Source organism: Pseudomonas sp. NFIX28 (assembly GCF_900107395.1).
Classification (GTDB): Bacteria; Pseudomonadota; Gammaproteobacteria; order Pseudomonadales; family Pseudomonadaceae; genus Aquipseudomonas.
The window spans coordinates 208,634-228,644 of sequence record NZ_FNPW01000006.1 but is presented as its reverse complement, the minus strand read 5'-3'; the positions used below and the strand labels follow the sequence as shown (position 1 = coordinate 228,644).

Sequence of the window (20,011 nt, the reverse complement as noted above, 5' to 3'; positions counted from 1 at the left end):
ATGACCACTATCGGTGCAGCGAGCATCAATCCATTCCCGCTGGGGGCCTCACCGCAAAAGCTCAACATAGCCGAGCAGCAGGCCAATCCGCTTGAGGCGCAGGACAAGAGCGTTGCCGATGACCGCGACTCGGTGAGTGTCGACATGCAGGAATACGGCGCCAAGGCCGATCTCAACGCGTCCACCGCCGATATCGTCGCGCAGTTGCAGAAGCAGATCGATCAGACGGAAAAGACCCTTTCCGAGCAGCAGTCGCAATTATCCGGGATGCAAAAGGGCCAGGCGAGCGAGCAGCAGAAGGCGCAACAGGCACTGGAAGTGCAGGCGCAGATTGCGATCACCGCCAGCAACCTGCAGGTGTTGCAGGCGGCCTTGCTCCAGGCGCTGACGGCGCGGATCAATACCACCGCCTGAGCCAGGCATTGCATAAACGGAAAAAAAAAGCCCCGGATCATCCGGGGCTTTTTTATCGCTGCGACGCTGTCAGGCGGCTTTGGCGTCCAGCTGGCTCAGGGAGCGGTTCAACGCACTGAACAGCGCCTTGAAGCTGGCGGTGGTGATGTTTTCATCAATACCCACGCCGTGCACCGCACGTTCGCCGTTCACACGCAGTTCGATATAGGCAGCAGCCTTGGCATTGGTGCCCGCGCCGATGGCGTGCTCGTTGTAGTCCATGATTTCCACCGGAACCGGCAAGCCGGCCACCAGTGCTTCCAGGGCGCCATTGCCCTTGCCGCGCCAGTGCAGGTTGGTCTCGCCCTGGCCCTTGCTGGACACTTCGACTTCCACGGCGCTGTGGCCGTTTTCTTCCTGCAGGCGATGGCTGACCAGCGCGTATGGCGTGTTGGCCTGCAAGTATTCGCTGTGGAGCAGCGCGTGGATCTGCTGGGCAGTCATCTCCAGGCCCAGGCGATCGGTTTCACGCTGTACCACCTGGCTGAACTCGATCTGCATGCGGCGCGGCAAGCTGATGCCGTATTCCTGTTCCAGCAGGTAAGCGATACCGCCTTTGCCCGACTGGCTGTTGACGCGAATCACCGCCTCGTAGCTGCGGCCGATGTCGGCCGGGTCGATCGGCAAGTACGGCACTTCCCACAGTGCATCGGATTTCTGCTGGGCGAAGCCCTTGCGAATGGCATCCTGGTGCGAGCCGGAGAAGGCGGTGTGAACCAGATCGCCGACATACGGATGGCGAGGGTGCACCGGGATCTGGTTGCATTCCTCGACCACTTTGCGCACGCCGTCGATATCGGAGAAGTCCAGCTGCGGGTCGATGCCCTGGGTGTAGAGGTTCAGGGCCACGGTCACCAGATCGACGTTACCGGTACGTTCGCCGTTGCCGAACAGGCAACCTTCGACACGGTCGGCGCCGGCCATCAGGCCCAATTCGGTGGCAGCCACGCCGGTACCCCGGTCGTTGTGGGTGTGCAGGCTGATGATCACGCTGTCACGACGGTTGATGTGACGCCCGAACCACTCGATCTGGTCGGCATAGATGTTCGGCGTAGCGACTTCGACGGTAGCCGGCAGGTTGAGGATCACCTTGTTGGCTGGCGTCGGGTTCCAGACCTCGATCACCGCATCGCAGACTTCCTTGGCGAACTCCAGCTCAGTGGCGCTGAAGGTCTCTGGCGAGTATTCGAACTGCCATTGGGTTTCCGGTTGCTGGGCGGCGTATTTGACGAACAGCTTGGCCGCATTCACCGCGATCTCTTTCACGCCTTCCTTGTCCTGGTTGAAGACAATGCGGCGGAACGATGGGCTGGTGGCGTTGTACAGGTGGACGATGGCTTTCTTCGCCCCGCGCAATGATTCGAAAGTGCGGGCGATCAGGTCTTCACGGGCCTGGGTCAGCACCTGGATGGTGGTGTCGTCCGGGATGTGGCCGCCTTCGATCAGGGTGCGCACGAAGTCGAAGTCAGTCTGCGAAGCGGCTGGGAAGGAGGCCTCGATTTCTTTCACGCCGACAGCGACCAGGGTTTTCCAGAAGCGCAGCTTCTTCACCGCATCCATTGGCTCGATCAACGACTGGTTGCCATCACGCAGGTCGGAACTGCACCAGATCGGCGCGCTGGTGATGGTTTTCGATGGCCAGGTGCGGTCCGGCAAGTTGATGGTCGGGAACGCGCGGTACTTCGAGGAAGGGTCTTTGAGCATGCTCATGGGAAAATCCTTATTGTCCGGGCCGAAAAGAGGCGGCCTGCCGGTGAATCAATGGGTGTGCTGTCGATGTTTGAAGCAGGGGACGAGGTACCGCGACTCAACCCGGCAGTCGTGCGCTGACGAGGCAGAGGCTTCGGTGTTGACGGCGCTGAATGAGGGTGTGAGAGGTTTTCATGCCCTCAACCCTAACCACTGGGGTGAAAGATGGCAAGCAGTCGAAAAAAATTGAGATAAATCTCTTAAAACTGAATTTTTGCGAGATTTTATTCTGTCAGGCCCGAGGCTGGCTTGATCTTATTGCGCAGACTTTTGAAGCTGCGCAATCCCTGTAGGAGCAAGTTTGCCGCTGATCACCCTCAACGAGGGTGCGCTGTTTCTGGAAGATCGCCGCATGCCCGGGTTTATGCGAGCACGCTGGCTGCTGCAAATTTTTGGGGGCTCAGGGCTGGAAGGCACCGATAAAGATCGCCGGATCGACGCGGGCGTCGTTCAGGCTGACGTTCCAATGCATGTGCGGGCCGGTGGCGCGTCCGGTGGAGCCGACTTTCCCGACCACCCCGCCGCGGGCCAATTGCTGGCCGACCTTCACGTCGATTTTCGACATGTGGCAGAACATGCTGATAAAGCCCTGGCCATGGTCGACGAATACGGTGTTGCCGTTGAAAAAGTAATTGCCGATCAGGATCACCTTGCCGGCTGCGGGCGTCTTGATTGGCGTTCCCGCCGGCACCGCGAAGTCCAGTCCGGCGTGCGGGTTGCGCTCTTCACCATTGAAGAAGCGGCGTACGCCGAACTTGCTCGACAACGGACCGCTCACCGGTTTGTCCAGCAGCAGGTTGCTCGGGATATTGGGGCTGAAACTGCGATAGGCGCGGACCTGCTCGGCGAGCTCGGCTTCGATGCGCTTGAGGTCGGCCGGATCGGGATTGACCTGGCGCTTGTTCTTTAGCGTGATGTGCTGTTCCGGGTATTTCTTGCTGCCCACGTTGAAATTCAGGGTGCGACCGCCAGCGTTGATCTGCTGGGTACCGGGTTTGACGGTCAGGGGAATGCCGACAATCGCCAGCCAATTGTTTTGTTCCTTGACCACCAGCAGCGGTTTTCCCTGGTAGCTGGCCTTGGGTGCCTGGGTGGTGCTGCCCAGGTCGATCACCGCCACGCCGCCGGGCACCGGTTTGTTCAGCAGGCGGGTGATGTAGCTGTCGGCGTGGGCGTTGAAGGTCAGGCACAGCAACAACAGGGAGCTAAGAAAGCGCGGCATGGATCAGTCCAGTAAAGAAAGGGTGACGGGCGTCAGGTGATTGTCCTCGACCCGGACCTGCAATTCGCCTTCGCCGAGCCGGGCCTTGAGGCGCTGGCCTGGATGCGTCTGGGCAGCGCTGCGAATGGCCTGGCCGCGTTCGTCCAGCAGGATGCTGTAGCCACGGCCCAGAGTGGCCAGCGGGCTGACCACATGCAGGGTTTGCATTTGGCTTTGCAGTTGCAGGCGGCGGGACTTCAAGCCTTCGCGCATGGCCCGTGGCAGGCGTTCGGCCAGGCTGTCGAGGCGTTGCCGCAGCAGCGCCAGCTGACGCCCGGGGTGCTGGCCGGCGAGCCGGGTTTCCAGGCGGATCAGGCGTTCGCGGCGGATATTGAGGCTGCGCTCGAATGCCCGGCGCATGCGCATGTCCAGGTCGTCCAGGCGCTGTGCTTGCTGGCGCAGGCGTTCGCCGGGATGGCGCAGGCGCCGGGCCATGCCTTCCAGGCGCAGGCGTTCGCGCAGCAGGCGATCGCGCATGCGCATCACCAGCCGCCGATGCAGGCTTTCAACCCGGTGTTGCAGGTCGCTGGAATCGGGGGCGAGCAATTCGGCGGCCGCCGAGGGCGTCGGTGCGCGCACGTCGGCGACGAAGTCGCTGATCGATACATCGGTTTCATGACCCACGGCGCTGACGATCGGTGTGACGCAGGCATCCAACGCCCGGGCCACGGCTTCTTCGTTGAAGCACCAGAGGTCTTCCAGGGAGCCGCCGCCACGGGCCAGGATCAGCGCGTCGAAGCCACGGGCATCAGCCATCTTCAGGGCGCGGACGATTTGCGCGGTCGCTTCGCGGCCTTGTACGGCGGTGGGAATCAGGGTCAGGGCCACTTGCGGCGCCCGGCGCCGGAACACACTGATGATGTCGCGAATCACCGCACCCGTCGGCGAACTGATAATGCCGATGCGCTGCGGATGAGCCGGCAGCGGCACTTTGCGTTCGACGCTGAACAGGCCTTCGGCGCTGAGCTTTTCCTTCAGGGCATCGAAGGCCAGGCGCAGGGCGCCGTCGCCGGCCGGTTCGACCGTATCGAGGATCAACTGATAGTCGCCGCGGCCTTCGAACAGCGAGACCTTGCCGCGCACCTTGACCGCCAGGCCGTCCTTCAGCGCCTGGCGTACCCGTGCGGCATTTTGCCGGAACAGCGCGCAGCGCACCTGGGCGCCGCTGTCCTTGAGGGTGAAATACACATGGCCGGACGCCGGGCGGGCGAGGTTGGAGATTTCGCCTTCGACCCAGATGTTGCTGAACACGTCTTCCAGCAACACCCGCGCACGGCCGTTGAGCTGGCTGACGGTCAGGACTTCGCGGTCCAGGCCGAGTCTTGCAAAGGGATCTTTAATCATGGGGCGCAGTTTAAAGGCATTCGGCAAACAATCTCCATGGATCGAAACAAAAGGAGACGATGCCGACGGCTAGGGCACGAGGGCGTGGTGGAAGTGTTCGATGAACTGCTTGACCAAAGGTGTCGGGGCTTGCCGAGAGGCGAGGGCGACCGTGCTTTGGCACGCCGGGTCGGCCAGGGGCAGGAAGCGCACGCCAGCAGGTGCGATGTCGCGCATCGACTCGGGCAACAGGGCGATGCCGAACCCGGCCTGGACCAATTGCAATTGCGTGGTCTTGCGCGACAACACCCGCGCCGCCCTGGGAAAGAAGCCCTGGCGCATGCACAGCTCGGCCGACAGGTAGCTCAGGCCGCCGCGCTGCGGATGGGGAATGGATATAAAGGCTTCGTCGCGCAGTTGCGCCAACTCCACACCCTGCTCGGCAGGCGCTGAGGCCAGAGCATGATTCGACGGCACGGCCAGCAGCAGGCGCTCGCTGAACAGCGGGGTGATCTGCACGCCCTCGCGCTGGCGCAGCACCGGCAGGCGTAGCAGGCCGATATCCAGCCGGCCTTCGGCGACTTCCTCCAACTGCGCTTCGGAAGACAGGGTGGCGATGTCCATCGAGGCGCCGGGGCACTGTTCCAGATACTCGCTGATGGCCCGCAGCAAGCGGCCGCTCATGGACACCGTGCTGGAATGGCTCAGGCGCAAGGTTCCCAATTGCCCCTGGCCGACCTGGGTCGCCAGCTCGCTGGCCTTGCTCAGCTCGTCGAGCAGGTTGCGGGCGCGCGGATAGAACGCCTCGCCCGCCGCCGTCAGCCGAGGCAGGCGCGCGGTGCGCTCGAACAGCGGGGTCTTGAGTTGGGTTTCCAGTTCCTTGATCTGCCGGCTGAGGGCGGACTGGGCAATGAACAGACGTTCGGCGGCGCCACTGAAACTGCCGCTGTCGGCGATTTCCACGAAGTAGCGCAGTTGGCGGGTTGAAATCACGCGTCATGCCTTTTTGAGATGGGTTGATGGCTTTGATGATATTAGTCGCAAGGCTTGTGGCTGGCTAAAGTCATTCCTCATTAAAGGAGCAAGGGCGAGCCGATGAGCATGGTCGAACTGTTGGGGCAGTGGTCGTGGGGGGCGAGTGGCTGGTTGGCGATCGGCCTGGGAATCGCCCTTGCCTATATCGTGTTTGGTATCGCCGGGTTCGGCACGGCATTGGTGGCCGGGCCGGTGCTGATCCTGTTCATGCCGCTGTCGAAGATCGTCCCGCTGCTGGTGCTGCTGGATTTTGTCGCGGCCTTCGGCAACCTTCTGCCGTCGCGGCGGGATGTCGACCGCTCCGAGCTGTTTCGCCTGCTGCCGTGCATGGCGCTGGGCTGCACCCTGGGGGTGATCTTCCTGCTCAACCTCAAGTCCGACGTGCTACTGCTGTTGATGGGGCTGTTTATCAGTGCTTATGCGGTGTACAGCCTTTGGGTGAAGGCGCGGCCCAAGGCGTTGGTCGCGGGTTGGGCGATTCCGATGGGGACCGTGGGCGGGATGTTCGGGGCGCTGTTCGGCAGCGGCGGCTTCTTATATGCCATTTACCTGAACAGTCGCCTGCCCAAGGACGCGGCGCGGGCCACCCAGAGTGCGTTGATCAGTTGCAGCACCGTGATACGCCTGGGCCTGTTCGCCATTGCCGGCGTTTATGCGCAGCTGCCTTTATTGATGCTGGCGCTGTGTCTGTTGCCGATGATGGCGCTGGGTTTGTGGGTCGGCCGGCGCCTGACCATGAAGTTGTCCCGCGAAGCGTTCGTCCGCCTGGTGACCTGGCTGGTGCTGGCCAGCGGTATTGCCTTGATCGGCCGTTACCTGGGGACTTGACCTGGGAGGTCCAGGGATTAAGCTGCGGGCCCTCGGATCTGCAAGGCAGGTCGACTTCTATACTGGTCGGCAGGCATCGGCTTGCTGGCGATGCTGTCCGAGCAGGCGACGCAGACTTTCCTCCAGACGCTCCAGGCCCCATCCATGAACTCGCAAAGCATCATCGTCCCGAAAATCTCCACCTTGCCGGTTCACGAACCCCGCGCCCGGGCGATCGTGCGCTGGCTGGTGCGCAAGAACATCGTCGAGGAAGCCTTGAGCACCTGTGGCCGTACCGGCAATCGCATGGCGCATGCGATCGCCCCAGGCGCGCGGGAGGTGGTGCTGCACCCGGAGGCCTTGCCCTTCGGCGAGCCGGTCAACGGCCTGGAGATTGTTACCAAGCGCTGCATCTATACCCCGGCCAAGGGCTTTCTCGAGGAAGCAGGCTGCGCCGAATGCCGCCAGGAAGTGGGGGAGGCGCTGTTCGAGAGCCTGGAGGACTGGATGCCCGGGCGTACCGATAACTTCACCTGCCCAGAATGCGGGCATGAAGACGACATCAACGGTTTTCTGTTCCTGCAGGAATGCGGGTTTTCCAACCTCGGTTTCATCTTCAACAACTGGGCCGAAGCCGGATTCAAGCAGAGCTTTCTCGACGAGTTCGCCGAGTGGCTGGACCAGCCGGTGAGCTGGGTGAAGGTGGAGTTGTAAGGGCGTTTCTGCAGACGGTTGCGTGTGGCGTATTCGTCGTTGGCAGGGGCATCGCTTGCCCACAAGACAGACGCGGTGTTGCGGCAAATTCCCCATCCATCACTCCGTTGATAATAGACAGAGTTTTGCATTGAGCCCGGGTAGGTGTCTGAGTATAATGGCGCGCTTCCATTTTCCCGCTCGGGAGCCCCCGCGATGCTGCGTATCAGCCAAGAAGCTCTGACCTTCGACGACATTCTCCTAGTGCCCGGTTATTCCGAGGTGCTTCCTAACGAAGTCAGTCTCAAGACCCGTCTTACCCGTGGCATCGAGCTGAATATTCCACTGGTTTCCGCCGCAATGGACACCGTCACTGAAGCCCGTCTGGCAATCGCCATGGCTCAGGAAGGTGGCATCGGCATCATCCACAAGAACATGACCATCGAGCAGCAAGCTGCCGAAGTCCGTAAGGTCAAGCGTTACGAAGCCGGTGTGGTCAAGGATCCGATCACCATCGACGCCGACGCCACCGTGCGCGAGCTGTTCGAACTTACCCGCATGCACAATATCTCCGGCGTTCCGGTGCTGCACAATGGCGACCTGGTCGGCATCGTCACTTCCCGTGACGTGCGTTTCGAGAGCCGTCTGGAAGCCAGTGTCCGTGAAGTGATGACGCCTAAAGAGCGCCTGGTCACGGTCAAGGAAGGCGCCGACAAGAACGACGTGCGCGAGCTGCTGCACAAGCACCGCATCGAGCGCGTGCTGATCGTCGACGACAAGTTCGCCCTCAAGGGCATGATGACCGTCAACGACATCGAAAAAGCCAAGGCTTACCCGCTGGCTAGCAAGGACGATCAAGGTCGTCTGCGCGTAGGCGCTGCTGTCGGTACCGGTAAAGACACCGGCGATCGTGTTGCCGCCCTGGTCAATGCCGGTGTGGACGTGGTGGTGGTCGACACTGCGCACGGTCACTCCAAAGGCGTGATCGACCGCGTGCGCTGGGTCAAGGAAAACTACCCGCAAGTGCAGGTGATCGGCGGCAACATCGCCACCGGTGCCGCTGCCAAGGCCCTGGCCGCAGCTGGCGCCGACGCCGTCAAGGTCGGTATCGGCCCTGGCTCGATCTGCACCACCCGTATCGTCGCCGGTGTCGGCGTACCGCAAATCAGCGCCATCGCCAATGTCGCCGCGGCCCTTGAAGGCACCGGCGTTCCATTGATCGCCGACGGCGGCATCCGCTTCTCCGGTGACCTGTCCAAGGCCATCGTTGCCGGTGCTTCCTGCGTGATGATGGGCTCGATGTTCGCCGGTACCGAAGAAGCACCTGGCGAAATCGAACTGTTCCAGGGTCGTTCCTACAAGGCTTACCGCGGCATGGGTTCGCTGGGGGCCATGTCCCAGGCCCAGGGTTCTTCCGACCGTTACTTCCAGGACTCCTCGGCAGGTGCCGAGAAACTGGTTCCGGAAGGCATCGAAGGCCGTGTTCCCTACAAGGGCACCCTGACCGCCATCATCCATCAACTGATGGGTGGCCTGCGTTCTTCCATGGGCTACACCGGTAGCGCCAACATCGAAGAAATGCGCACCAAGCCAGAGTTCGTACGCATCACTGGCGCCGGCATGGCTGAGTCCCACGTCCACGACGTGCAGATCACCAAGGAAGCGCCAAACTACCGCGTAGGTTGATGCTTCAAGCAAAACGTTAAATGACCGGGGCTGTTTTATTCAGCCCCGAGTCGTTTCTGAATCACGACTGTTTTCGAATTACCTAGACGAGACTGAATCATGGCCCTCGACATTCATGCCCACCGCATCCTGATCCTCGATTTCGGTTCTCAGTACACCCAATTGATCGCCCGTCGCGTGCGTGAAATCGGCGTTTACTGCGAGCTGCATCCGTTCGACATGGATGACGAAGCGATTCGCGAATTCGCTCCAAAAGGCGTCATTCTCGCCGGCGGCCCCGAGTCCGTGCACGAAGCCAACAGCCCGCGCTGCCCGCAAGCGGTGTTCGACCTGGGCGTGCCGGTCTTCGGTATCTGCTACGGCATGCAGACCATGGCCGAGCAAATGGGCGGCAAGGTCGAGGGTTCCGAACTGCGTGAATTCGGTTACGCCCGCGTCGATGTGGTCGGCAAGAGCCGCCTGCTGGACGGCATCGAAGACCACGTCGACGCCGACGGCCTGTTCGGCCTCGACGTATGGATGAGCCACGGTGACAAGGTCACCAAGATGCCGGAAGACTTCCACATCCTGGCCAGCACCCCGAGCTGCCCGATCGCCGGCATGTTCAACGACGACCTGCGTTACTACGGCGTGCAGTTCCACCCTGAAGTGACCCACACCAAGCAGGGCGGTCGCATCCTGTCGCGCTTCATCCTCGACATCTGCGGCTGCGAAGCCCTGTGGACCCCGTCGAAAATCGCCGAGGACGCCATCGCCCAGGTGCGTGCCCAAGTCGGCACCGACAACGTGCTGCTGGGCCTGTCCGGCGGCGTTGACTCCTCGGTGGTCGCAGCCTTGCTGCACAAGGCCATCGGCGACCAGCTGACTTGCGTCTTCGTCGACAACGGCCTGCTGCGCCTGCACGAAGGCGAGCAAGTGATGGCCATGTTCGCCGAGAACATGGGCGTCAAGGTGATCCGCGCCAACGCCGAGGAGCAGTTCCTCAACAACCTGGCCGGCGAAGCCGACCCGGAGAAGAAGCGCAAGATCATCGGCCGTACCTTCATCGACGTGTTCGATGCCGAATCCTGCAAGCTGGACAACATCAAGTTCCTGGCCCAGGGCACCATCTACCCGGACGTGATCGAGTCGGCTGGCGCCAAGAGCGGCAAGGCCCACGTGATCAAGTCGCACCACAACGTGGGTGGCCTGCCGGAAGAAATGAACCTCAAGCTGGTCGAGCCCCTGCGCGAGCTGTTCAAGGACGAAGTCCGTCGTCTGGGCCTGGAGCTGGGCCTGCCGTACGACATGGTCTACCGTCACCCGTTCCCGGGCCCGGGCCTGGGCGTGCGCATCCTTGGCGAAGTGAAGAAGGAATACGCCGACCTGCTGCGTCGTGCCGACCACATCTTCATCGAAGAACTGCGCAAGGCCGACTGGTACCACAAGGTCAGCCAGGCGTTCGTGGTGTTCCAGCCGGTGAAATCGGTGGGCGTGGTCGGTGACGGCCGTCGTTACGCCTGGGTCGTGGCCCTGCGTGCCGTGGAAACCATCGACTTCATGACCGCGCGTTGGGCGCACCTGCCTTACGAGCTGCTGGAAACCGTCAGCGGCCGGATCATCAACGAGATCGAAGGCATCTCCCGCGTCACCTACGACGTGTCGAGCAAGCCGCCAGCCACCATCGAGTGGGAATGATCCCGGCCGAGTGATCGGCTGCTGATCGTTCAGGCAACGGCAATGGCGATCGAGACCTTCGGGTGTCGATCGCCATTTGTGTTTCAGGGTCTTTAAAAAGCCCGGTTTACAGCCCTCCCGCAATACCAGGAAAGACATGGGCCCATCGTCGCCCGGCTGGCCTGTGTACTCTCGACAGACATTCATCGAACTCCCAGCGGCGGCCTCTGGCGACTCCGGCGCAGATGTTCAGAATATTTGTGGTTGTCAGTTGACAACCTATTCATTGTTGACGAGACTGGAGGCCACGGATGGCTCGCACACCTCATCCCAAGAAAGACATTGAAATGGCGCTGCGCTACGCCGAATGGCAGGGCTGGCGCGTCGAAGTCGGCGGCGGTCATGCCTGGGGCAGGATCTACTGCCCTTACAACAGCGAGGTGTGTCGTTGCGGCGAGTTCTGCATCACCAGTGTGTGGAGCACGCCGAAAAATCCCCTCCAGCATGCCCGGGCACTGTGCCGGGTAATCGACAACTGCACGCTGAATCAGCTGCGCGGCGGGAAAGTCCCGCAACCTCGTCGGGAGTCATGACCATGGAATACCTGTTTACCCTCAACTACCTGCTGCCCGCCCACGACTGCGACCCGCTAGCGCTGGTGGAGCGCCTGGGCGCGGGGGGCTGCACCGACGCGCTGGTCGGTACCGGGCTGGCGGGGCGCCTGGCCCTGGAGTTCAGCCGCGAGGCCGAAAGCGGTGAAGCGGCGCTGCTCAGTGCCCTGGCCGATATCAAGCGGATCATTCCGGATGCGCGGCTGGTGGAAGCCAGCCCGGATTTCGTCGGCCTGAGCGAGATTGCCGACATCGTCGGAGTGTCCCGGCAGAACATGCGCAAGCTGATGCTCAACCATGCCGGCAGCTTCCCCCTGGCGATCCACGAGGGCAGTGCCTCGCTCTGGCACCTGGCGGAAGTACTGAGCTGGCTGGATGCCCGGGGCGGTTACTCGTTGCAGCACCCGGTGATGGAAGTGGCGCGGGTTGCGCAATCGATAAACCTTGCCAAGGAGGCCCGGCGGGTTGGCACCCCGAGCGCCGAGCTGGTGGCGCTGCTGGGCTGAGCAGGAACTGCCGCGGCGTCAGCGCCGGGCGACATCCGAGAAGTAGAACTTGTCCAGGGTGTGCCGCGATTCGGTGTATTCGAACTGCCGGCCGTCCTGCAGGAAGGTCTGGTTGCTCACCACGATCACATGGCTCTGGCCATCCAGGTCCAGGTGCTGCTGGTCGTCCCGGGTGCGCGGGGTCGCCTCGATGGTCCGCTGGGCATAGCTGATCTGCAACTGCAGGGTCTGCTCGATATAGGCGTAGATCGAGTGCTCGGCAATCTGCCGGTCCAGCCCCGGGATCAACTCGGCGACGAAGTGGTTGATGTCGAGGATCACCCGCTTGCCATCGATACGCCGCACCCGCTTGATGCGGGTAATCAGGCTGCCTTCCTCGGCCTGCAGGTGTTCGCGCAATGCGCCTTCGAGGGGGAATTGGGTGAACTCCACCACTTCGGTGCTGACGTCGTTGCCCAGGCGCGGATAGGTTTCCTGGAAGCTGACGATGCCGCCCAGCTGGAACTCGATCGGGTGCGGCGACAGCACAAACGTGCCCTTGCCGTGGATCTTCTGGGCGAAACCGCGTTCCTGCAGCTGCTCGATGGCTTTGCGCACGGTGCCGCGGCTGGCCTGGTAGCTGTCCATCAGCTCGGTTTCGGAGGGCAGGCGAGCGCCGCGTTGCAGGCGCTCGGTGGTGATACTGGCAAGCAGATCGCTGTAGATCTGGTTGTATTTACTCATGGGATGGCTCTGTGCCGTCTGCGCTCAAGGCGGGAACCTTAAGGGCCGTGAGCGGATTTGTCTATTTGAGGCGCTTGGGTCGAACGCCTGGCTGCGGGTGCCGAAGTGGCAATAAAACACCTTACAGCAGTTTAAGAATTTTCTGGCGTGCACGCGGGCTCTGCCGGAAAGCGTTGGGCTAGAGGCGTTTCCGCGCAAAAGAGATTTCATCGCGAGCGGAGTTTGCGGACGGTATTGGCAAACTCGTCTGTACGAGTTGTTGCTTTAACTCGTACAGACGAGTATTTTTCGCTTCGGCGTGCTGCCAATAACAAAAAACCAAAGCGGAAGACCAAGCATGGGCCACGATTACTCCACGATCGCCAGCGAGTTGCTGCACAGCCTCGGTGGCGCCGACAACCTCGAACAAGCCGCGCACTGCGTCACCCGCCTGCGCCTGGCGCTCAAGGACCCGAGCCTGGTGGACAGCGCGACGCTGAACCAGATCGATCTGGTCAAGGGCTCGTTTTTCACCGGCGGCCTGTTCCAGGTGGTCATTGGCCCCGGCGAAGTCGAAAAGGTCTATGCCGCCTTGCGCCAGCTCACTGGGCTGGCCGCGTCCACCATCGCCGATGTCAAGCAGAAGGGCGCCGACAAGACCCACGCCATGCAGCGCCTGGTGCGGGTTTTTTCCGATGTCTTCATGCCGATCCTGCCGGCGCTGATCATTGCCGGCCTGCTGATGGGGGTGAACAACCTGATCGGCGCCAAGGGCATGTTCATCGAGGGCCGCACTCTGCTCGAGGCCTATCCGGCCCTGGATGGCGTGTGGAGCCTGATCAACCTGATGGCCAACACCTCCTTCGTATTCCTGCCGGCGCTGGTGGGCTGGTCGGCGGCCAAGCGTTTCGGTGGCAGCGAGATCCTCGGCATCGTCCTGGGCCTGATGCTGGTCCACCCCGACCTGCTCAATGCCTGGAACTACGGCAAGGCCGTGGCTGGGCTTGAGGGCCAGAGCCTGCCGTACTTCGACATCTTCGGCCTGTTCCAGATCGAGAAAGTCGGCTACCAGGGGCAGATCCTGCCGATCCTGCTGGCAGCCTATGTGATGAGCGTGATCGAAAAATGGCTGCGGGCCCGGGTGCCCAACGCCATTACCCTGCTGGTGGTGCCCATCACCACCATCGTGGTCACCGGGGTGCTGGCCCTGGCGATCATCGGCCCGGTGACCCGCCATCTGGGGATCCTGATCACCGAAGGCGTGGTCACCCTGTTCGACCTGGCGCCGGTGGTGGGCGGGGCGATCTTTGGCCTGCTCTATGCACCGCTGGTGATCACCGGCATGCACCACATGTTCCTGGCGGTCGATCTGCAACTGATCTCCACCCAGGGCGGCACCTTTATCTGGCCCATGATCGTCATGTCCAACCTGGCCCAGGGCAGCGCGGCCCTGGCGGTGTTCACCATGAGCCGCAATGCCCGGGACCGCAGCATGGCTTCGACCTCGGCGATCTCGGCCTATTTCGGCATCACCGAGCCGGCGATGTTCGGCGTCAACCTACGCTACAAGTTTCCGTTCTATGCCGCGCTGATCGGCTCGGCGCTGGGCAGCATTTTCCTCTCGCTGAACAAGGTCCAGGCCTCGGCCATCGGTGTCGGCGGATTGCCGGGGTTCATCTCGATCATTCCGCAGTACATCCCGATGTTCGTGGTCGGCATGGTCGTCGCCCTGGTGGTGCCGTTCGTGTTGACCTGCGGCTTGAGCATGAAGATCATCCGGCCGGGGTATCGCGTCGCCTGACGGATCGCTATCGCGGGCAAGCCGGATCGCCTCCCGCTCGCTCCTGCACACACCTCGAATACGCAGGAGCGAGGCTTGCCCGCGAAAAGGCCCACCAGGCCAGTCCCCAACCCATTGAAGGAGCCCGCCATGCAAGACTGGCAACGTTCGGTGATCTACCAGATCTACCCGAAGAGTTTCTACAGCCACAGCGGCCAGGCCACCGGCGACCTGCTGGGGGTGGTCGACAAGCTCGACTACCTGCACTGGCTGGGCGTCGACTGCCTGTGGCTCACACCGTTCCTGCGTTCGCCCCAGCGCGACAACGGCTACGACATCAGCGATTACTACGCCATCGACCCGAGCTACGGGACCATGGCCGATTGCGAGCTGCTGATCGCCGAGGCCGGCAAGCGCGGCATCAAGCTGATGCTGGACATCGTGGTCAACCACACCTCCATCGAACATGAGTGGTTCCAGCAGGCGCGCAGCAGCCTCGACAACCCGTATCGCGACTTCTATATCTGGCGCGACCAGCCGAACAACTGGGAGTCCAAGTTCGGCGGTTCCGCCTGGGAATACGAAGCACAGACCGGCCAGTATTACCTGCACCTATTCGACCACACCCAGGCCGACCTCAACTGGGACAACCCCCAGGTGCGCGCCGAAGTATTCAAGATGATGCGTTTCTGGCGCGACAAGGGCGTGGGCGGCTTCCGCCTGGACGTGATCAACCTGATCTCCAAACCGGCGGATTTCCCCGAGGACTCCAGCGACGGCCGGCGCTTCTATACCGACGGCCCGAACGTGCACCAATACCTGCAGCAGATGCACCGCGAGGTCTTCGAAGGCTTTGAGCTGATCAATGTCGGCGAGATGTCTTCCACCAGCCTCGAACATTGCATCCGCTACTCGCGGCCCGAGTCGAAAGAGCTGTCGATGACCTTCAACTTCCACCACCTGAAGGTCGATTATCCGAACCTGCAGAAGTGGATCCGCGCCGACTTCGACTTCCTCCAGCTCAAGCGCATCCTCTCCGACTGGCAGAGCGGCATGCAGGCCGGCGGCGGCTGGAACGCGCTGTTCTGGTGTAACCACGACCAGCCGCGGGTGGTGTCGCGCTTCGGCGACGACGGCGAACACCGCGTGGTTTCGGCGAAGATGCTCGCCACCGCGCTGCACTTCCTCCAGGGCACGCCGTTCGTGTACCAGGGCGAAGAGCTGGGCATGGCCAACCCGGGCTTTACCCATATCGACCAATACCGCGATGTCGAGACCCTGAACATCTACCGCCTCAAGCGCGAAGCCGGCGACAGCGAGGCGGACAACATGGCGGCGATCATGCAGAAGTCCCGGGACAACGGGCGCACGCCAATGCAATGGAACACCGAGGCCCATGGCGGCTTCAGCAGCGTCGAACCCTGGATCGGCGTCCCGGCCAGTGCCGCGCGGATCAACGTCGAGCAGCAGCTGGAAGACCCGGATTCGGTGTTGCACCACTACCGCCAGCTGATTGCCCTGCGTCGTCGCGAGCCGCTGATCCAGGACGGCGAGTATCGCCAGTTGCTGCCTGAGCACCCGCAGGTCTGGGCCTATCTGCGCGAGGGGCAGGGCGAGCGCCTGCTGGTGGTGAACAATTTCTACGGCAGCGCCTGCGAAGTGCAGTTGCCGGACGGCGTGCTGGCCGAGCGCAGGGAGCAGCGCCTGGTCATCAGCAACTACGCCGACAACCCCACCCGCGGGCGCGAGCTGTTCCTGCGGCCTTACGAGTCCTTTGTCCTGCACCTGATCGACCGCTGACAACTTCCCCGCATGAGCGCGGCGTGCCCGGCACACCGCGAGCTTTCGCTCGCCGGTAAGGCGGCGCCTGCGGGGCACGAACACACAATAAAAATAATGGGGTGGCTTATGAAAACAACAATAAATCGTGGCCTTGCGGCGTCCTGCGTATGCCTGGCTCTGCCGTTTCCGGCCCAGGCCCTGGAGTTCGCCGGCTACCTGCGCAGCGGCCTCGGGACCTCGGTCAACAGCAGCTCGCAATCGTGTTTCCAGCTGCCCGGCGCGCAGTCCAAATACCGCCTGGGCAACGAGTGCGAACAGTACGCCGAGCTGGAGCTGCGCCAGGACCTGTACACCCTGGACGATGGCTCGGTGCTCAGTGTCGATGCCATGGCGTCGCTGTATAACCAGTACGACCGCAGCCTGACCTTCCAGGGCGACAACGGCTCGGCGCGCATGCCGCAGATGTATGCCCAGTGGTCGAACATGCCCAGCCTCAACGGTGGCTCGCTGTGGGCCGGGCGGCGTTACTACAAGCGAAACGACATCCACATCTCCGACTTCTACTACTGGAACCAGAGCGCCACCGGCGGCGGTATCGAGGACGTGCTGATCGGCGACTTGAAGTACAGCTACGCCTTCTCGCGCAAGGACAACCTGTACCAGAAGGACTACATCAACCGGCATGACTTCAACGTCGCCGGTTTCAAGACCAACCCCGGCGGCGAGCTGGAGCTGGGCCTGAGCTACATCGACAAGCCCGACAGCCGCGACGCCCATCGGGGCTGGGCGATCACCGCCCAGCATGTGCAAAAAGACTTCCTCGGCGGCAAGAACAAGCTGGCGTTGCAATACGGCGAAGGCCCCGGCACCGGGCTGGGCTATACCGGCGACGTGCAACTGGACGACCGCAACAAGAGCTACCGCCTGGTGGAGTTCTTCGACTGGCAACTGACCCCGCGGTTTGGCGGGCAGGTCGAGGCGATCTATCAGAAAGACATCCGTCCCGACGGCAACGACCAGAACTGGATCTCCCTGGGGGTTCGCCCGGCCTATGCCATCAGCGAACAATTCAAGCTGGTCACCGAACTGGGCCACGACCAGGTCGAGGCCCCCGGCGGCACGCGCAAGCTCAGCAAGTTCACCTTCGCCCCGACCTGGTCGCCCAAGGGCCCGGAATTCTGGGCGCGCCCCGAAGTGCGTCTGTACTACACCTATGCCAGCTGGAACCAGGCCGCCAAGCGCGCGGCGAACGAGCTGGCGGCGGGTTCGGCGCTGTCCGATACCGGCGCCTTCGGCACGGCCCGACATGGCGCGAACGTCGGATTGCAAGTCGAGTACTGGTGGAAATAAGCGATGCTGTCGGGGCTCGCGCTCCATCGGCACTTAAAAGAACAAACAGCAGGTGAAGTCATGGCAACAACCCAACAAGTGCAACTGCTCGCGCCGCTGTCCGGGGTACTGATGCCCCTGGAGCAAGTGCCCGACCCGGTGTTCAGCAGCCGGGTCATCGGCGACGGCCTGTGCATCGACCCGACCTCGCAGACCCTGTGCGCGCCGCTGGCCGGTGTGGTCAGCAATGTGCAGGACAGTGGCCATGCGGTGAGCGTCACCGACGACAATGGGGTGCAGGTGCTGATGCACATCGGCCTGGACACGGTGAACCTGGCGGGCAAGGGGTTCAGCCGCCTGGTGCAGGAGGGGCAGCGGGTCGAGGCCGGGCAGCCGCTGATCGAGTTCGATGCCGACGCCATTGCCGTGAATGCGCGCAGCTTGCTGACGCTGATGCTGGTGGTCAGTGGCCAACCCTTCACCTGGCTGACAGCCGACAACGCGCTGGTGGACAGCGGCCAGCCGTTGCTGCAGCTGGGCATGGGCGAGGCGGTACCCGGCGCAGCGCCCGACGAAGAGGGCGAGGCGCTGTTCTCCAAGCCTGTGACGCTGCCCAATCCCCATGGCCTGCATGCGCGCCCGGCAGCGGTATTCGCCCAGGCGGCCAAGGGCTTCAAGGCGAGCATCTGCCTGCATAAGCAGCAGGCCAGCGCCAACGCCAAGTCTCTGGTGGCGATCATGGCGTTGCAGACCGCGCAGGGCGATGCCTTGCAGGTCAGCGCGGCAGGCACGGATGCCGAACAGGCGATCAAGACCCTGGCCGAATTGCTCGCGGCTGGCTGTGGCGAAGCGGTGGCGACAGTGAGCGCCGCAAAGCCTGGGGTGCCTGTCGCGCCGGTTGCGGCGGTTGCGCCGCCAGCGGGCACATTGCTGCGCGGTGTCTGCGCCTCGACAGGCTCGGCCTTCGGCCAGGTGGTGCAGGTGGCCGAGCAGAGGCTCGAGATCGCCGAGTTCGCCAGCGATCAGGCGGCGCAGCGCGAGCAACTGGAACAGGCGCTGGCGCAGGCCGGCGAGGCCCTGCAAGTGCTGCGGGACAAGGCCGCCAGCGCAGCCCAGGGCGAGATCTTCAAGGCTCACCAGGAATTGCTGGAAGACCCGGGCCTGCTGGAACAGGCCCAGGCCCTGATCGCCGACGGCAAAAGCGCGGCCTTTGCCTGGAACGCGGCCACCGAAGCCACCGCCGAGCTGTTCAAGGGGCTGGGCAATCCGTTGCTGGCCGAACGCGCGCTGGACCTGATGGATGTCGGGCAGCGGGTGCTCAAGTTGCTGCTGGGCGTGCAGGACAGCGCCTGGGCGTTGCCGGAGCGGGCGATCCTGATTGCCGAGCAGCTCACCCCGTCGCAGACCGCAGGCCTCGACACCAGCAAGGTCCTGGGGTTTGCCACGGTCGGCGGCGGGGCCACCAGCCATGTGGCGATTCTGGCCCGGGCCCTGGGGTTGCCGGCGGTCTGCGGCCTGCCGCTCCAGGTGCTGGCGTTGGCCGGCGGCACCCCGGTGCTGCTGGATGCCGACCAGGGCGAACTGCACCTGGACCCGGAGCTGGCGGTCATCGAACGGTTGCAGGCGCGGCGTCAGCAGCAACAGCAGCGCCAGCGCCAGGAGCTGGAACAGTCGGCCCAGGCCGCGGTGACCCGCGACGGCCATCACGTCGAGGTGACGGCCAACGTCGCCTCGCTGGCCGAGGCCGAGCAGGCCATGCTCCTGGGCGGGGAAGGCGTCGGCCTGCTGCGTTCGGAGTTTCTCTACCAGGACCGCAGCGTCGCCCCCAGCCATGAGGAACAGGCCGCCACCTACAGCGCCATCGCCCGGGCCCTGGGGCCAGAGCGCAATCTGGTGGTGCGGACCCTGGATGTCGGCGGCGACAAACCGCTGGGCTATGTGCCGATGGAGCCTGAAGCCAACCCCTTCCTCGGCATGCGCGGGGTCCGCCTGTGCCTGGAGCGCCCGCAGCTGTTGCGCGAGCAGTTCCGGGCGATCCTCGCCAGCGCCGGGCTGGCGCGCCTGCACATCATGCTGCCGATGGTCAGCCAGCTGGCGGAGTTGCGGCAGGCGCGGCAACTGCTGGAGGACGAAGCCCTGGCCCTGGGGCTCAAGGAGCTGCCCAAGCTGGGGATCATGATCGAAGTGCCGTCGGCGGCGCTGCTGGCCGACCTGTTTGCCCCCGAGGTGGATTTCTTCTCCATCGGCACCAACGACCTGACCCAATACACCCTGGCCATGGACCGCGATCACCCGCGCCTGGCCAGCCAGGCCGACAGTTTCCACCCGGCGGTGCTGCGCCTGATCGCCGCCACGGTCAAGGCCGCCCATGCCCACGGCAAGTGGGTCGGAGTGTGCGGCGCGCTGGCATCGGAAACCCTGGCGGTGCCGCTGCTGCTGGGTCTGGGCGTGGATGAGCTATCGGTCAGCGTGCCGCTGATCCCGGCGATCAAGGCCGGCGTGCGCGAGGTCGAGCTGAAGCAGTGCCAAGCCCTTGCCGGGCACATCCTCGGCCTGGAAAGCGCCGAACAGGTACGCGATGCCTTGCACCAGCATCAACGGGCAACGCTGGCCCCTTCACTGGTTCTGGAGAACTGAA

At 63.2% G+C, this 20,011-nt stretch carries 16 protein-coding genes; 11 read left to right on the top strand and 5 right to left on the bottom strand.

Going from position 1 to position 20,011, the window contains the following annotated elements:
- Positions 1-414 carry a hypothetical protein gene (locus tag BLV20_RS14150; protein ID WP_092302430.1) on the top strand — a complete coding sequence of 138 codons (414 nt, stop codon included), beginning with the start codon at positions 1-3 and terminating at the stop codon, positions 412-414.
- A 69-nt stretch (positions 415-483) separates the two neighbouring features.
- On the opposite strand, the gene leuA is transcribed toward BLV20_RS14150, so the two are convergent.
- The 4 genes from leuA to BLV20_RS14125 form a co-directional block, all read right to left on the bottom strand.
- Positions 484-2,163 (bottom strand): 2-isopropylmalate synthase, encoded by a 1,680-nt coding sequence (gene leuA, locus BLV20_RS14145; protein WP_092302428.1) that lies wholly within the window; start codon positions 2,161-2,163, stop codon positions 484-486.
- Positions 2,164-2,602: 439 nt separating this feature from the next.
- Positions 2,603-3,424, bottom strand: a complete 822-nt coding sequence (locus tag BLV20_RS14135; protein WP_092302423.1) for a peptidoglycan DD-metalloendopeptidase family protein — start codon at positions 3,422-3,424, stop codon at positions 2,603-2,605.
- A 3-nt stretch (positions 3,425-3,427) separates the two neighbouring features.
- The gene (xseA, locus tag BLV20_RS14130) at positions 3,428-4,807 is read right to left on the bottom strand and encodes an exodeoxyribonuclease VII large subunit (protein WP_092302421.1); all 1,380 of its coding nucleotides are present in this window, start codon (positions 4,805-4,807) and stop codon (positions 3,428-3,430) included.
- A 69-nt stretch (positions 4,808-4,876) separates the two neighbouring features.
- On the bottom strand, positions 4,877-5,779 hold the full coding sequence (locus BLV20_RS14125; protein ID WP_092302419.1) for a LysR family transcriptional regulator: 903 nt from the start codon (positions 5,777-5,779) through the stop codon (positions 4,877-4,879).
- Positions 5,780-5,881: 102 nt separating this feature from the next.
- Between BLV20_RS14125 and BLV20_RS14120 the strand changes: the two genes are divergently transcribed.
- The 6 genes from BLV20_RS14120 (at position 5,882) to BLV20_RS14095 (ending at position 11,780) form a co-directional block, all read left to right on the top strand.
- Positions 5,882-6,649: a sulfite exporter TauE/SafE family protein gene (locus tag BLV20_RS14120; protein ID WP_092302417.1), complete on the top strand. Its 768-nt coding sequence runs from the start codon at positions 5,882-5,884 to the stop codon at positions 6,647-6,649.
- Between the two features lie 144 nt (positions 6,650-6,793).
- Positions 6,794-7,342 (top strand): sugar ABC transporter ATPase, encoded by a 549-nt coding sequence (locus BLV20_RS14115; RefSeq protein WP_092302654.1) that lies wholly within the window; start codon positions 6,794-6,796, stop codon positions 7,340-7,342.
- A gap of 195 nt (positions 7,343-7,537) precedes the next feature.
- Positions 7,538-9,007 (top strand): IMP dehydrogenase, encoded by a 1,470-nt coding sequence (gene guaB, locus BLV20_RS14110; protein ID WP_092302415.1) that lies wholly within the window; start codon positions 7,538-7,540, stop codon positions 9,005-9,007.
- Positions 9,008-9,106: 99 nt separating this feature from the next.
- Positions 9,107-10,684, top strand: a complete 1,578-nt coding sequence (gene guaA, locus BLV20_RS14105) for a glutamine-hydrolyzing GMP synthase (protein ID WP_092302413.1) — start codon at positions 9,107-9,109, stop codon at positions 10,682-10,684.
- Between the two features lie 290 nt (positions 10,685-10,974).
- Entirely contained in the window at positions 10,975-11,256 is a 282-nt protein-coding gene (locus BLV20_RS14100) for a hypothetical protein (RefSeq protein ID WP_009045425.1), read from the top strand.
- A gap of 2 nt (positions 11,257-11,258) precedes the next feature.
- The gene (locus BLV20_RS14095; protein ID WP_092302410.1) at positions 11,259-11,780 is read left to right on the top strand and encodes a helix-turn-helix transcriptional regulator; all 522 of its coding nucleotides are present in this window, start codon (positions 11,259-11,261) and stop codon (positions 11,778-11,780) included.
- Positions 11,781-11,798: 18 nt separating this feature from the next.
- Here BLV20_RS14095 and treR read toward each other — a convergent pair whose 3' ends face one another.
- On the bottom strand, positions 11,799-12,503 hold the full coding sequence (gene treR / locus BLV20_RS14090; RefSeq protein ID WP_092302407.1) for a trehalose operon repressor: 705 nt from the start codon (positions 12,501-12,503) through the stop codon (positions 11,799-11,801).
- Between the two features lie 337 nt (positions 12,504-12,840).
- Here treR and treP point away from each other — a divergent pair, with 337 nt between their 5' ends.
- The 4 genes from treP to ptsP all read left to right on the top strand — a co-directional run bounded on the left by treP (position 12,841) and on the right by ptsP (position 20,010).
- Positions 12,841-14,283 (top strand): PTS system trehalose-specific EIIBC component, encoded by a 1,443-nt coding sequence (gene treP / locus BLV20_RS14085; RefSeq protein WP_092302406.1) that lies wholly within the window; start codon positions 12,841-12,843, stop codon positions 14,281-14,283.
- Positions 14,284-14,412: 129 nt separating this feature from the next.
- On the top strand, positions 14,413-16,062 hold the full coding sequence (gene treC / locus BLV20_RS14080; protein WP_092302404.1) for an alpha,alpha-phosphotrehalase: 1,650 nt from the start codon (positions 14,413-14,415) through the stop codon (positions 16,060-16,062).
- Between the two features lie 108 nt (positions 16,063-16,170).
- On the top strand, positions 16,171-17,394 hold the full coding sequence (locus BLV20_RS14075; RefSeq protein ID WP_092302403.1) for a maltoporin: 1,224 nt from the start codon (positions 16,171-16,173) through the stop codon (positions 17,392-17,394).
- A gap of 60 nt (positions 17,395-17,454) precedes the next feature.
- Positions 17,455-20,010: a phosphoenolpyruvate--protein phosphotransferase gene (gene ptsP, locus BLV20_RS14070; protein ID WP_092302401.1), complete on the top strand. Its 2,556-nt coding sequence runs from the start codon at positions 17,455-17,457 to the stop codon at positions 20,008-20,010.
- Position 20,011 lies beyond the last annotated feature (1 nt).